Source organism: Streptomyces flaveolus (assembly GCF_044765825.1).
Lineage (GTDB): Bacteria > Actinomycetota > Actinomycetes > Streptomycetales > Streptomycetaceae > Streptomyces > Streptomyces flaveolus.
On record NZ_JBIWKU010000008.1, the window covers coordinates 245401 to 258954 of the forward strand.

Sequence of the window (13554 nt, forward strand, 5' to 3'; positions counted from 1 at the left end):
GGTGGACGGTGGGTCAGGTGGTGCGGGACCGCGGGCGGCGGTGCGGCTGCGGCGGGTGCGTCAGACGCCGCTCCAGCAGCCGGGCGGCCCGGCGCAGCGCGTCGAGCCGGTCCTCGGGCCCCTCGGGGAAGCGCTCCTTCGCGGCGCCGAGGCTCAGGCTGCCGTACGGCTCGGAGCCGAGGAAGACCGGCACGGCGACGGTGCCGATGCCCGCGTCGTACTCCCCGACCGTCCAGGCGTAGCCCTGTGCGCGCACCTGGCGGAACTCGCGCTCCAGCTGGTCGGGATCGGTGACCGTGCGCTCGGTGAAGCGTGCCATGGGGCGCCCGCGGAACAGCCGGTGGCGCTGGTCGTCGGCCAGGAAGGCGTAGAACGACTTGCTGGTGGCGCCGGCGTGCGCCGGATACAGCTCGCCGACCAGCGGGTAGTAGCGCAGCGGTCCCTCCTCGCCCTCGACGGCCGCCACACAGCGCATGTGGAAGCTGTCGGGCAGGCAGAACAGCACCGTGTCGCCCGTCGCGGTCCGCAGCTCCTGGAGCACCGGTTCCGCGAGCAGTTCCAGGGATCCCGAGCGCTCCCAGAGCCGGCCCAGGCGCAGCGCGGCCGGGCCGATCCGGTACCGACGGGTCGCCGGGTCGGAGACCAGGAAGCCGCGTCCCGCGAGCGTGGAGAGCAGCCGCTGGGCCACCGAGGTGTCCCAGCCGAACTCGGTGGCGATCTCGGTGACTCCCCAGTCGGGCCGCGAGCGCTCGAACGCCAGCAGCACCAGCAGGGCGCGGTCGACGGTCTGCAGGGCCCCGGCCGGTGTCTTCCGGTCGTCGGACTGTCCCGTCACGGCAGCTCCTCTCACTCGCTCGCCGGTCTCCGTAGCGTCCCGGCTGCTTCGTCCGGCCCGCCGCATCTCGCCATTCAGACAGCAATTGCAGATAGCGGGAAACAGTTGCGGAGAACGTTAGTGGATCCGGAACCTGCTGTCAGCACCGCCCCCGGGTGCGGATCAGGAGAACTGCCCATGTTGAAGTACGTCCTCGACCTCGTGGACCTGCTGGACGATCCCGCCGTCGACGGCAAGCGCGTCGCCGCCCACCTCGACTCCGTCGCGGGTCCCGAGGGTTCCGGCGCCGAGGTCACCACCGTCACCGGCGAGCGCGGCTCGACGGACTTCGTGCTCGTCCGGATCCCGGGCCGCGACGGCCGCACCCACGGCGGCCCGGCCCGCACCCTCGGGGTGGTGGGCAGGCTCGGCGGCGTCGGGGCGCGGCCCGAGATGACCGGCCTGGTCTCCGACGCCGACGGCGCCGTCGCGGCCCTGGCCACCGCCGCCAAGCTGCTCGACATGCGCCGCCGCGGCGACGTGCTCGACGGCGACGTGATCGTCGCCACGCACATCTGCCCGAACGCCCCGACCGCGCCGCACGACCCGGTGCCCTTCATGGACTCGCCGGTCGACATCGCGACCATGAACCGGCACGAGGTCACCGGCGAGATGGAGGCGGTGCTCTCCATCGACACCACCAAGGGCAACCGGATCATCAACCACCGGGGCCTCGCCCTGTCGCCCACCGTCAAGGAGGGCTGGGTGCTCAAGGTGAGCGAGCAGCTCGGCGAGCTGCTGGCGGTGGTGAGCGGTGAGCCGTTGGTCACGTACCCGGTGACCACCCAGGACATCACCCCGTACGGTAACGGTGTACATCACATCAATTCGATCCTGCAGCCGGCCACGGCGACGCCCGCTCCGGTCGTCGGCCTCGCCATCACCTCCGCGGCCGCGGTGCCCGGCTGCCAGACGGGCGCCAGCCACGAGACCGACATCGCGGCGGCGGCCCGGTTCGCCGTCGAGACCGCGAAGGCCTACGGCGGCGGACGCCTGGACTTCCACGACGACGTGGAGTTCGCCTCGCTGGTGTCCCGCTACGGGTCACTGGCGCACCTGCAGACCTTCGGCCGCGTCCCCAAGGAGTCCTGACCATGGCCGCGCACAAGAACACCGCCGCGGCCCCGGAGACGGGCGGCGCCAGAACCGTCGGCAGCGACGACTACGCCCTGTCCCGCGTCCCGCGCGACAAGCGCCTCGGCTTCTGGACCATGCTGCTCCAGTGGCTCGCCCAGTCGGGCTCCATCTCGCAGTTCACCCTCGGCGCCACCATCGGCGTCGGCATGTCCTTCGGCGACGCGTTCTGGGCCTTCACGCTCGGCGCGGTCATCCTCGAAGTGGTGATCTTCGCGATCGGCCTGGCCGGCATGCGCGAGGGGCTGGCGACGCCCCTGCTGACCCGCTGGGCGGGCTTCGGCCGCAACGGCTCCGCGCTGGTCAGCCTGGTCATCTCGGTCAGTCTCGTCGGCTGGTTCGGCGTCCAGAACACCATCTTCGGCGACAGCGTCTCCTCGCTCGTCGGCGGCCCGTCCTGGCTGTGGTGCCTGGTCGCGGGCGCCGGCATCACCGTCCTGGTGATCTTCGGCTTCCGGTACATGGCCGTCTTCGCGAAGATCGTCACCCCGCTGTTCTTCGCCATGGTCGCCTGGTCGGTCACCGACGCGCTGAGCGAGCACTCGCTGTCCGAGCTGATCCACTCCCCGGCGCCCGGCCAGTCCATCCCGCTGGCCGTCGCCGCGACCGCCATCGCGGGCGGTTTCATGACCGGCGCGATCGTCTCCCCGGAGATGACCCGCTACAACCGCAAGGGCGGCCACGTCTTCCTGCAGAGCGCCGCGTCGATGGTCCTCTCCGAGTACATCGTCGGCCTGACCGGCGTCCTGCTCGGCCACATGGTCGGCAGCGGCCAGGTCTCCCAGATCGTGCTCTCCACCTCCGGCGTCTTCGGCGTGCTCGTCGTCCTGATGTCCACCGCGAAGATCAACGACTGGAACCTGTACGGCTCCTCGCTCGGCGTCGTCAACTTCTTCCAGGTCGTCTTCGGCAAGCGCCTGCACCGCGGCGCGGTCACCATCGCCCTCGGCATCGCCGGCACCGTCCTGTCCGCCGTCGGCATCATGACCCACTTCACCGACTTCCTGTCCGTGCTGGGCGTCGCCATCCCGCCGGTGGGCGGCATCATCGTCGCCGAGTACTGGGTGGTGCGCCGCATGCGCGCGCCCCTGGACGCCACCCGCGAGGCCGAGACCCTGCCCGCCACCTCGCCGACCTGGGTACCCATGTCCCTGGTCATCTGGGCGGCCGCGTTCTGCGTCGGCAAGTTCTACGACGGCGGCATCCCCGCCCTGAACTCCCTGCTCACCGCGTTCGTCCTCTACTGCGTCCTCGGCCTCGCCGGCTGGATCAGGACGTACGGCACCACCACCCTGGACGACCACCCCGCAGACCCCACCGAGCCGTCCCCGGCCACCTCCGGCACGGCCCCCGTAGGAGCACCATGAGCACCCCCGTCCCGGCTTCCGGTGAAGCACAGCGCGAAGTCGTCGACCTGTGCGCGGAGCTGATCCGGTTCGACACCTCCAACCCGACCAGCGACGAGCGCGCCTGCGCCGAGTGGGTCGTGGCCCGGCTCGCCGAGGCGGGCATCGACTCCCAGCTGGTGGAGAGCGCCCCCGGCCGCGCCAACGTCGTCGCCCGCATCCCCGGCACCGACCCGGAGCGCGGTGCCCTGCTGGTCCACGGCCACCTCGACGTCGTCCCCGCCGACGCGGCCGAGTGGCAGGTGCCCCCGTTCTCCGGCGAGATCCGCGACGGCTACCTGTGGGGGCGCGGTGCCATCGACATGAAGGACACGGTGGCCGTCATGCTGGCCACCGCCCGCCATTTCGCCCGCACCGGCACCCGGCCCGCCCGCGAGATCGTCCTCGCCTTCCTCGCCGACGAGGAGGCCGGCGGCCGGTTCGGCGCCCACTGGCTGGTCGAGCACCGGCCCGAGCTGTTCGCCGGGGTCACCGAGGCGATCGGCGAGGGCGGCGGCTTCAGCTACGCGCTGGACGACACCCGGCGCCTGTACCCGATCGAGAACGCCCAGCGCGGCATGGCCTGGATGGAGCTGACGGCCACCGGCCGCGCGGGGCACGGTTCCTCCCCGAACGACGAGAACGCCGTCACCGATCTCGCCGAGTCCCTCACCCGCATCGGCCGCCACACCTTCCCGGTCCGCCTGATCGAGCCGGTGCGGGCGCTGCTCGCCGAGGCCGCCCGCCTCCAGGGCGTCGACATCGACTTCGACGCGGAGGACCTGGACGCGGAGCTGGCCAAGCTGGGCCACGTGGCCGACTTCATGCAGGTCGTGCTCCGCAACTCGGCCAACCCGACCATGTTCACGGCCGGCTACCAGACCAACGTCATCCCGGGCAGGGCGACGGCCCGCGTCGACGGCCGCTTCCTGCCGGGACACGAACAGGAGCTGATCGACACGATCGACGCGCTGCTGCTGCCCTCGGTGTCCCGGGAGTGGGTCAACCACGACATCGCTATGGAGACCGGCTTCGACGGCCCCCTCGTCGACGCCATGTGCGCCGCGGTACGCGCCGAGGACCCCGACGGCCACCCGGTCCCGTACTGCAATCCGGGCGGCACCGACGCCAAGGCCTTCACCAAGCTCGGCATCCGCTGCTTCGGTTTCAAGGGCCTCAAGCTGCCGGCCGACCTCGACTACGGCCGCCTCTTCCACGGCGTCGACGAGCGGGTGCCGCTGGAGGGTCTGCGCTTCGGCGTGCGGGTGATGACCCGCCTGTGGCAGGACTGCTGAGCGCCGCCCCCCTCGGCACCCGGCCCGGCCCCGCGACCAGCGGGGCCGGGCCGTTCCGCGTCCCGGCCCGCCGGCGCGTCGGCGGTGATCAGCCCGCGACGTCGACGCCGTAGCTCCGGGCGCCGTACGCCGGTCGTCCGTCTGCGGCGTCGCCGTGACGGCCGGTGCCACCAGCCACGCGGCGTCGTGGGCGGGCAGTCGCAGCCACGTGATCCGGGCCAGTTACCCCGACGCGGGCGCCGGGTGGGTGAAGCGGAGCCTCCTGACAGACTTGGCGGCGTGTCACCCGCCGCGCCGCCAGGAGGACTTCGCCATGACCGAGCAGTTGCTGGACCGTGTCGCCCGGTACGAGCGCCGGTTCAACAGGCTCTTCGCGGAGTACTTCGACACGGTGCGCGCGACGCTGGAGGCGCCGTCGTTCAGCCGTTTCACGCCGGACTGCCTGGAGTTGCTGCGCGACCTGTCCCTGCGCGGCGGCAAGCGGATGCGGGTCGTCCTGCTGCACGAGGCCGCGCGTCTGGTGCGTGACGACGCGCCCGCCGAGGCGCTGGACGCCGCGTCGCTGAGCATCGAACTGCTCCAGACCCACGGCCTGGTGCACGACGACCTCATCGACGACAGCGCCACCCGCCGGGGCGGGCCCACCACCTACTACGCCTACCGCGAGAGGTTCCCCCGCCACCCGCGGGCCGCCCTAGGGCTCACCGTCCTCGCCGGCGACCTCGCGCTCGCCCTCTCCCTGCGGGTGCTCCTCGACGCCGGGCTTCCGGTCGAGCTGCGGCAGGCCATGACCGAGGTCCAGACGCGGGCCGCGACCGACACCTTCGTGGGCCAGATCGCCGACCTGGAGCGCGACTTCGGCCCCGCGGTCACCGACGACGACATCCTGCACGACGTCGCCGACCACAAGTCGGCCCGCTACTCGGTCCTCGCCCCCCTGTCTCTCGGACTCCTGGCCGCGGGTGAGCAACCGGCTCTCCACGAGCAGGAGCTGCGTCGCTACGCGCGGCTGGTGGGCATCTGCGGCCAGATGCGCGACGACTACCTCGACCTGTTCGGCGACGCGGCCGCGATGGGCAAGCCGACCGGCACCGACATCCGCGAGGGGAAACGCAGTTACACCGTCGCCCGCCTGCTGTCCGCCGTGAGCGGCTCCGAGCGCGCGCTGGTCGAAAAGGCCCTCGGGGACCCCGCCTGCACGCCGGACACCGTCGCCGCGATCCGCGACATCGGCGAGCGTCGCGGCGTGGCCGACCTCATGCGGACGGACATGCGGCGGTACGCCGAGCGGGCCGGGCGGGTGGCGGCGGGCTGGCGTCCGCGGTGGCGCGACGAGGCGGTCACCTTCTTCGAACGACTGCCGCTGTGGAGCGTCGAGCGGGACGGCTGACCGGCCCGGTCACCGGCCCACCCGGCTCGCACCCCTCCCACCTCTGACAGGTGTTCCCCGTGTCCCTCAAAGGGTGATTAGGGGATCTCAGGCCCGGGGGCCACCGTCATGATCGAACCGGATGCGCCGCGGACCGGGCGTGTCCGCGACGACGCCACCCCTGGGGGAGAAGCATGACGCACACGACGCCGCGCGGCCCTGGCCGGGACGACCAGGCGGTGCTGCTGGTCGCCGGAATCGCGGACCTGGCGGTGAGCACGGTGGGTTCGGCGGTGGGCACCCTGCGGGGGCTGCTGCGCCGTTCGGACACCGCCGACCTGGTGCGCGAGGCGGACCAGGACCTGCGGGCGCGGGGCAGGCTGGCCCTGGACCGGTGCACCGGTGTGCCGCCGGCCCACCTCGAGGTGCTCGCCCAGCATGTGCTGGCGCGACGGGCGGCCGACGGCCACGATGTCTGACCGCTGGGACCCGGCCGCCTTCAGGGCACGCGTCGACGGCGTCCTGCGGAGCTACCTCGCCGCGGAGGCCGACGAACTCGTGGCCATCGACGACACCCTCACTCCCGTGGCCGAGCAGCTCCGCGTCGCGGCCGGACACGGCAAACGGCTGCGCGCGGCCTTCTGCTACTGGGGCTGGCGGGCGGCCGGCCAGCCCGACAGCGACGCCCTGGTGCGGGCGGCGGCCTCCATGGAACTGGTGCACGCCGCGGCGATCGTCCACGACGACCTCATCGACGACAGCGCCCTGCGCCACGGCCGGCCCACGGTCCACATCGCGCTGGAGACGGCCCTGGACGTCACCCCGCGGGGAGCGGGGGACAGCCGCCCCCGAGTCCGCGCGGCCGCCCGCTCCCTGGCCCTGCTCGTCGGTGACCACCTGATGGCGCTCGCGGGCCGGCTGTTCACCGACAGCGGCCTGCCCGCCGCCTACCTCGCCCGTGCCCGGGGGCTGTGGGCCGAACTCGCCCGCGAACTCATCGCCGGCGAATGTCTGGAGATCCTGCACACCGGCGGCCGGCCGGACACCGGCACGTCCCTGAAGGTCGTCCGCTACAAGACCGCCAAGTACACCGTCGAACACCCGCTGCTGCTCGGCGGACTGCTCGCCGGCGCCGCCCCGGAACTGCGCGACGGCTACTCCGCCTACGGTCTGCCGCTCGGCGAGGCCTTCCAGCTCCGCGACGACCTGCTGGGCCTGTTCGGCGACCCGGAGCGCACCGGCAAGGCCGCCCTGGACGACCTGCGCACCCACCGGCCCACCGCGCTGCTCGCCGAGACCTGGCGGACCGCCGACACCGCCCAGCGCGAACGGCTGCTCAGGGTGCTGGGCCGGCGCGACCTGGACGGGACCCACCTGGAGGACGTACGCGACCTCATGCGGGAACTGGAGGCGCCGCAGCGGGTCGAGCGGATGATCCTCACCCGGGTGGAGCTGGCGACCCGCGCCCTGGACGACGTCGACGTGCCACCCGGGGCGCGCCGGGCCCTGCACGCGCTCGCACGCCAGGCGACCGACCGCGTCCACTGAACCGCCCGTCCACCGGCTCCGCTGCCCGTCACCCCCTGCCACCGCCGAGCGAGCCGAGCCAAGCCGAGGAGACCGTGATGACCTACACCGAGACGTCGATGGACGCCCTGCGCCGCCACGGCGACGAACTGGCCGACGCCGTCGTCGCCACGCTGTTCGAGCGCGGCGAGGTCGGCAAGTTCAACTCCCTGATGCGCTACGTCTCCACCGCCGGCCAGGTACTCCCGGCCGGACTCCCCGGAGTGGCCCGGGAGTACCTGCGGGCCACCGCCACCCCGCCGGACTGGGTGGACTGGGCCGAGATGGAGAAGGCCCGGCTGTTCTTCATCGACAACAGCGTGCACATCTCCACCGCCCTGTCCTTCGCCTCCATGCCCGCCTGCTACGTCGTCCCGCACGTGGCCCGGCTGCTGTCGGCCACCCATGGACTGAGCTACCCCTCCAAACGGATGGCGGAGACCGGCCAGTTCACCGTCTACCTGATGCGGCCCGACGCGTTCGAGGCGGGCGGCCGCTTCCTCCCGGCCGCGCAGAAGGTCCGGCTGCTGCACGCCGCGATCCGCCACCACCTGAAGCGGGAGAACCGCTGGGACACCGACACCCTCGGTGTGCCGATCTGCCAGGAGGACATGATCGGCGGGCAGATGTTCTTCTCGCTGACCGTCCTCGACAGCCTCCACCGGCTCGGCATCCACATGTCCGAGGAAGGAGCCGACGCCTACTTCTACGCCTGGCGGGTGGTCGGTGCCATCCTCGGCGTCGACCAGGACGCCGTGCCGCGCACCCTCGAAGAGGCACGGCAGTTCCTCGACCTGTACATGCTGCGCCACATGGGCCCCTCCGAGGAGGGCGCGCACCTGACCCGGCAACTCATCGACCTCTACGAGGAAGTCGTCCCCGGCACCCTCTTCGACCCGGTCGTCTCCGCCCTGATCCGCTACCTCGTCGGTGACACCTGCGCCGACTGGCTCGACGTGCCCCGCACCCCCTGGGACACCCTCGTCAAGGCCGCCCCGCACCTCCTGGGTGTCCTGGAGACGATCGAGGACCGCTCACCGCTCGGCGCCTGGGCCCTGGACCGGCTCGGCCACCTCACCACGGCCCTCGAACTGTCCTCCCTCACCCGCGGACGCGTCATGCACTACGCGATCCCCGAGCAGCTCAAGAAGGAGTACGGCGTCCCCGCCGCGCCCCGCACCCACCGCTGGACCCCGCCGCCCGCCACCGTCTCCTGAGCGGGACGGGCGTCAGGCGATGGAGGCCGAGACGATGGCCGACACCGCCAGGTTGCAGCAGGCCGTCACCCAGACCGCCGGGTGCGGCTCCGGCTCGACCAGCGTCGCGCCCAGACGCCCCGGGGTGATCACGTCCACCACCAGGAACGCCAGGGCCATCATCACCAGCCCCAGCAGACCGAACGCAGCGGTCGACACCAGGCCCTTGCCGAAGTCCTCGTACGTCGTCCAGATCGACGTGAACACGATGCCGCCGACACCGAGCAGCGCCGAGCTGAGCACCAGCGCGGCGTTGCGGTTGCGCTGCTCCCAGATCTGCCGGCCGAGCTTCCCGGGCGTCAGCACGTCCACCAGGATGATGCCGAGGACCAACAGGACCAGGCCCAGGGCCCCATAGGCGGTGGCACGGCCGAGTCCGTTGACGATGTCGCTCATGGGATTGCCGGCTCCGTAGCGTGAGTGATCGTGAGGGATCGCGGTCAAGGCGATGCAAAATGTAGCGCACCTGTTCGGTGCCACGAGCGCTGCGGGGCGGCGATCCGGTCCGGACGGAGCGTCAGCCGGCGTCCGCGAGGGCCCTGTTGCGGCGCACCGACGACCAGAAGGACCAGGCGATCAGGACCACGCCGATGAGACCGGTGACGATCTCGCTGATCTGGTACTGGATGGTGACGAGGAGGATGATCGCGAGGGCGCCGATGGCGTAGTGGGCGCCGTGCTCCAGGTAGACGTAGTCGTCGAGGGTGCCCTGGCGGACCAGGTAGACGGTCAGGGACCGGACGTACATGGCGCCGATGCCGAGGCCGAGGGCCATCAGGACGATGTCGTTGGTGATGGCGAAGGCGCCGATGACGCCGTCGAAGGAGAACGACGCGTCCAGGACCTCCAGATAGAGGAACATGAAGAAGGCGGCCTTGCCGGTCAGGGCGGCCGCCGAGCGGGGCCCGCCGGAGCGTTCGGCCTCCTCCTGGGCCTCGTGCTCGCGCTCCTCCTCCGCTTCGAGCCGGTTCTCGAAGTACGCGGAGAGACCGTGGACGACCATGTAGGTGATCAGACCGGCGATCCCGGCGACCAGCACCGTCTGCGCCTTGTCGGCATGGTGGCCGCCGTGCTGGTGGGCGTGCGCGGCGAAGGTCATCGAGGAGACGAGCAGCACGATCAGGGCGACGCAGACCGAGAGCATGTCGACCCTGCCGAGCTTCGCCAGCGGCCGTTCGACCGCGCCCAGCCACTTAATGTCCCGGTCCTCCAGGAGGAAGTCGAGGAAGATCATCAGCAGGAACATGCCACCGAAGGCGGCGATCGACGGGTGGGCGTCGGTGACCAGCTCCTGGTAGCGGTCCTTGTCGGTCAGCGCGAGGTCGACGGCCTCGATCGGCCCGAGCTGGGCGCTGATCGCCACGATCACGACCGGGAAGACCAGGCGCATGCCGAAGACGGCGATCAGGATGCCCACGGTGAGGAAGATCTTCTGCCAGAAGGCGCTCATCTTCTTCAGGATCCCGGCGTTGATCACCGCGTTGTCGAAGGACAACGAGATCTCCAGGACGGCCAGGATGGCCACCAGGCCGAGAGCGGTCCAGCCGTCGTAGAGCACTCCCGCGGCGAGGCCGAGGGCAGTGACGGCGAACGCCCAGCGGAACGTCTTCAAAAGCACGGGCTACTCATTCCTGTCGTCGCGCTGTGCCGGTCGCGGCATGTCCTTGCCAGTGCCCACCACCCACGTTGTCTACCACGATCGTCAGCCGCCCCGGCGGATGCGTGGACGGGCGGCCCGGGGGTACCCGAGCCCACGGGACGGTGCGGTGCATGGCGGCGCGGCAAGGGACGGCCGCGCCGCCACCCGCGGTCCCCTTCTCCTTTTTCCGGCTCCCCGCCCCCGGCCCGCGCGGCCGTCCGCAGAATGGAATCGTTCGTTTCCTTGAGCTCCTCCGGTTCACCGGAGTAGGTTCGCCGCCATGACCGCCTCCCGGAGCACGGCCACAGCAGAGGAACTGCGCGGGGCAGGACTGCGCGTGACCGCCGCCCGTGTCGCGCTGCTCGACACCGTCCGGGCCGGCGATCACCTCGGCGTGGAGGCGATAGCCTCCGGAGTGCGCGACCGGGTGGGCCACGTGTCCCTCCAGGCCGTGTACGAGTCCCTGCACGCGCTCACCGCGGCAGGTCTCGTACGCCGCATCCAGCCGCCCGGCGGTCCGGCCCGGTTCGAAGGGCGCGTCGGGGACAACCACCACCACGTCCTGTGCCGGTCGTGCGGTGCCCTCGCCGACGTCGACTGCGCCGTCGGTCAGGCGCCCTGTCTGACCGCGTCCGACGACCACGGCTTCGCGATCGACGAGGCCGAGGTCATCTACCGGGGCCTGTGCCCCGACTGCTCCAGCCCCAGTACGTCCCCCGCACCGTGAACCGCCCCGTTCGGAAGGATCCCATGTCCGAGAACCACGACGCCATCGTGACCGACGCGAAGACCGAGGAGGCGGGCGGCTGCCCGGTCGCCCACACTCGCGCCCTCCACCCGACCCAGGGCGGTGGAAACCGTCAGTGGTGGCCGGAGCGGCTCAACCTGAAGATCCTCGCGAAGAACCCCGCCGTGGCCAACCCGCTGGGCGAGGAGTTCGACTACGCCGAGGCGTTCGCGTCCCTCGACCTGGCCGCCGTCAAACGCGACATCGCCGAGGTGCTGACCACCTCGCAGGACTGGTGGCCCGCCGACTTCGGCAACTACGGCCCGCTGATGATCCGGATGGCCTGGCACAGCGCGGGCACGTACCGCATCAGCGACGGACGCGGTGGCGCCGGGGCCGGCCAGCAGCGCTTCGCCCCGCTCAACAGCTGGCCCGACAACGGCAACCTGGACAAGGCCCGCCGCCTGCTGTGGCCGGTCAAGAAGAAGTACGGCCAGAACATCTCCTGGGCCGACCTGCTGGTCCTCACCGGCAACGTCGCCCTGGAGCAGATGGGCTTCGAGACCTTCGGATTCGCCGGCGGCCGCGCCGACGTCTGGGAGGCCGAGGAGGACGTCTACTGGGGCCCCGAGACCACCTGGCTCGACGACCGCCGCTACACCGGCGACCGCGAGCTGGAGAACCCGCTCGGCGCGGTCCAGATGGGCCTGATCTACGTCAACCCGGAGGGCCCGAACGGCAACCCGGACCCGATCGCCGCCGCCCGCGACATCCGGGAGACGTTCCGCCGCATGGCGATGAACGACGAGGAGACCGTCGCGCTGATCGCCGGCGGCCACACCTTCGGCAAGACCCACGGTGCCGGCCCGGCCGACCACGTCGGCGACGACCCCGAAGCCGCCTCCATGGAGGAGCAGGGCCTGGGCTGGAGGAGCACCTACGGCACCGGCAAGGGCGCGGACGCCATCACCTCCGGCCTGGAGGTCACCTGGACCACGACCCCGACGCAGTGGAGCAACGGGTTCTTCAAGAACCTCTTCGAGTTCGAGTACGAGCTCGAGCAGAGCCCGGCCGGCGCCAACCAGTGGGTGGCGAAGGACGCCCCGGAGATCGTCCCGGACGCGCACGACCCGTCGAAGAAGCACCGCCCGAAGATGCTCACCACCGACCTGTCGCTGCGCTTCGACCCGATCTACGAGCCGATCTCCCGCCGGTTCTACGAGAACCCCGAGGAGTTCGCGGACGCCTTCGCCCGCGCCTGGTACAAGCTGACCCACCGCGACATGGGGCCGAAGTCCCTCTACCTCGGCCCGGAGGTCCCGGAGGAGACCCTGCTGTGGCAGGACCCGCTGCCCGAGGCCGAGGGCGAGGCCATCGACGCCGAGGACGTCGCCGCCCTCAAGACCAAGCTCCTCGAGTCCGGTCTGTCCGTCTCGCAGCTGGTGTCCACCGCGTGGGCCTCGGCGTCCACCTTCCGCGGCAGCGACAAGCGCGGCGGTGCCAACGGTGCCCGCATCCGCCTGGAGCCGCAGCGCGCCTGGGAGGTCAACGAGCCCGACGAGCTGGCGCAGGTCCTCCGGGTCCTGGAGGGAGTCCAGCGGGAGTTCAACTCCGGCGCGAAGAAGGTCTCCCTGGCCGACCTGATCGTCCTCGGTGGCTCCGCCGCCGTCGAGAAGGCCGCCGAGGAAGCCGGCTTCCAGGTGGAGGTGCCGTTCGCCGCGGGCCGGGTGGACGCGACGGAGGAGCACACCGACGCCGAGTCGTTCGAGGCCCTCGAGCCGACGGCCGACGGATTCCGCAACTACCTCGGCAAGGGCAACCGCCTGCCGGCCGAGTTCCTGCTGCTCGACCGGGCGAACCTGCTCACCCTGAGCGCCCCCGAGATGACCGTCCTGGTCGGCGGACTGCGGGTGCTGGGCGCCAACTACCAGCAGTCCCAGCTCGGCGCCTTCACCAAGACGCCCGGCTCGCTCACCAACGACTTCTTCGTCAACCTGCTCGACCTGGGCATCACGTGGAAGTCGACGTCCGAGGACCAGACCACGTTCGAGGGCCGCGACGCCGCCACCGGCGAGGTCAAGTGGGCCGGCTCCCGCGCCGACCTGGTCTTCGGCTCGAACTCCGAGCTGCGCGCCCTCGCGGAGGTCTACGCCTCCGACGACGCGAAGGAGAAGTTCGTGCACGACTTCGTCGCCGCCTGGGTCAAGGTCATGAACCTCGACCGCTTCGACCTGGTCTGACACCGTGAGGCCCGGGCCGGTACAGGTACCGGCCCGGGCCTCACCCGTCCGCGTTGTCAGTGGCGGATG

12 protein-coding genes are annotated in these 13554 nt (G+C 71.5%); 9 read left to right on the plus strand and 3 right to left on the minus strand.

Features of this window, described 5'->3' with window-relative positions; all coding sequences use genetic code 11:
- Nucleotides 1–13: 13 nt before the first annotated feature.
- Nucleotides 14–835, minus strand: a complete 822-nt coding sequence (locus ACIRG6_RS24815) for an IclR family transcriptional regulator (RefSeq protein WP_364680502.1) — start codon at nt 833–835, stop codon at nt 14–16.
- A gap of 177 nt (nt 836–1012) precedes the next feature.
- Between ACIRG6_RS24815 and ACIRG6_RS24820 the strand changes: the two genes are divergently transcribed.
- From ACIRG6_RS24820 to ACIRG6_RS24850, 7 genes are all read left to right on the plus strand, one after another.
- Nucleotides 1013–1966, plus strand: coding sequence for a DUF1177 domain-containing protein (locus ACIRG6_RS24820; protein ID WP_350725350.1), 954 nt, complete (start codon nt 1013–1015; stop codon nt 1964–1966).
- A 2-nt stretch (nt 1967–1968) separates the two neighbouring features.
- On the plus strand, nt 1969–3375 hold the full coding sequence (locus ACIRG6_RS24825; RefSeq protein ID WP_403324609.1) for a cytosine permease: 1407 nt from the start codon (nt 1969–1971) through the stop codon (nt 3373–3375).
- On the plus strand, nt 3372–4688 hold the full coding sequence (locus ACIRG6_RS24830; protein ID WP_350725346.1) for a M20/M25/M40 family metallo-hydrolase: 1317 nt from the start codon (nt 3372–3374) through the stop codon (nt 4686–4688). Before ACIRG6_RS24825 ends, ACIRG6_RS24830 begins: the two co-directional genes overlap by 4 nt.
- A gap of 313 nt (nt 4689–5001) precedes the next feature.
- On the plus strand, nt 5002–6078 hold the full coding sequence (locus ACIRG6_RS24835) for a polyprenyl synthetase family protein (protein ID WP_403324610.1): 1077 nt from the start codon (nt 5002–5004) through the stop codon (nt 6076–6078).
- Nucleotides 6079–6251: 173 nt separating this feature from the next.
- Entirely contained in the window at nt 6252–6536 is a 285-nt protein-coding gene (locus ACIRG6_RS24840) for a polyprenyl synthetase (protein ID WP_318215900.1), read from the plus strand.
- Entirely contained in the window at nt 6529–7605 is a 1077-nt protein-coding gene (locus tag ACIRG6_RS24845; RefSeq protein ID WP_403324611.1) for a polyprenyl synthetase family protein, read from the plus strand. Before ACIRG6_RS24840 ends, ACIRG6_RS24845 begins: the two co-directional genes overlap by 8 nt.
- Nucleotides 7606–7682: 77 nt before the next feature.
- Nucleotides 7683–8840, plus strand: a complete 1158-nt coding sequence (locus ACIRG6_RS24850; protein WP_403324612.1) for an oxygenase MpaB family protein — start codon at nt 7683–7685, stop codon at nt 8838–8840.
- 12 nt (nt 8841–8852) lie between these two features.
- Here the strand turns inward: ACIRG6_RS24850 and ACIRG6_RS24855 are convergent, their stop codons facing one another.
- Both ACIRG6_RS24855 and ACIRG6_RS24860 read right to left on the minus strand, forming a co-directional pair.
- Nucleotides 8853–9275 carry a DUF350 domain-containing protein gene (locus ACIRG6_RS24855; protein WP_189233530.1) on the minus strand — a complete coding sequence of 141 codons (423 nt, stop codon included), beginning with the start codon at nt 9273–9275 and terminating at the stop codon, nt 8853–8855.
- A 121-nt stretch (nt 9276–9396) separates the two neighbouring features.
- Nucleotides 9397–10497, minus strand: a complete 1101-nt coding sequence (locus ACIRG6_RS24860) for a DUF475 domain-containing protein (protein WP_364680521.1) — start codon at nt 10495–10497, stop codon at nt 9397–9399.
- 301 nt (nt 10498–10798) lie between these two features.
- On the opposite strand from ACIRG6_RS24860, the gene ACIRG6_RS24865 reads away from it, so the two are divergent.
- Both ACIRG6_RS24865 and katG read left to right on the plus strand, forming a co-directional pair.
- A complete protein-coding gene (locus tag ACIRG6_RS24865) occupies nt 10799–11245 on the plus strand; it encodes a Fur family transcriptional regulator (protein WP_364680524.1) in 447 nt (148 codons plus the stop codon).
- Nucleotides 11246–11268: 23 nt separating this feature from the next.
- Nucleotides 11269–13485, plus strand: coding sequence for a catalase/peroxidase HPI (gene katG, locus ACIRG6_RS24870; protein WP_403324613.1), 2217 nt, complete (start codon nt 11269–11271; stop codon nt 13483–13485).
- Nucleotides 13486–13554: the final 69 nt, after the last annotated feature.

Excerpts from the sequence above, each read along its gene's own strand:
- ACIRG6_RS24820 (WP_350725350.1), top strand. The coding sequence starts at position 1,013 with ATGTTGAAGTACGTCCTCGACCTCGTGGACCTGCTGGACGATCCCGCC.
- ACIRG6_RS24825 (WP_403324609.1), top strand. The coding sequence starts at position 1,969 with ATGGCCGCGCACAAGAACACCGCCGCGGCCCCGGAGACGGGCGGCGCC.
- ACIRG6_RS24830 (WP_350725346.1), top strand. The coding sequence starts at position 3,372 with ATGAGCACCCCCGTCCCGGCTTCCGGTGAAGCACAGCGCGAAGTCGTC.
- ACIRG6_RS24835 (WP_403324610.1), top strand. The coding sequence starts at position 5,002 with ATGACCGAGCAGTTGCTGGACCGTGTCGCCCGGTACGAGCGCCGGTTC.
- ACIRG6_RS24840 (WP_318215900.1), top strand. The coding sequence starts at position 6,252 with ATGACGCACACGACGCCGCGCGGCCCTGGCCGGGACGACCAGGCGGTG.
- ACIRG6_RS24845 (WP_403324611.1), top strand. The coding sequence starts at position 6,529 with ATGTCTGACCGCTGGGACCCGGCCGCCTTCAGGGCACGCGTCGACGGC.
- ACIRG6_RS24850 (WP_403324612.1), top strand. The coding sequence starts at position 7,683 with ATGACCTACACCGAGACGTCGATGGACGCCCTGCGCCGCCACGGCGAC.
- ACIRG6_RS24855 (WP_189233530.1), bottom strand. The coding sequence starts at position 9,275 with ATGAGCGACATCGTCAACGGACTCGGCCGTGCCACCGCCTATGGGGCC.
- ACIRG6_RS24865 (WP_364680524.1), top strand. The coding sequence starts at position 10,799 with ATGACCGCCTCCCGGAGCACGGCCACAGCAGAGGAACTGCGCGGGGCA.
- katG (WP_403324613.1), top strand. The coding sequence starts at position 11,269 with ATGTCCGAGAACCACGACGCCATCGTGACCGACGCGAAGACCGAGGAG.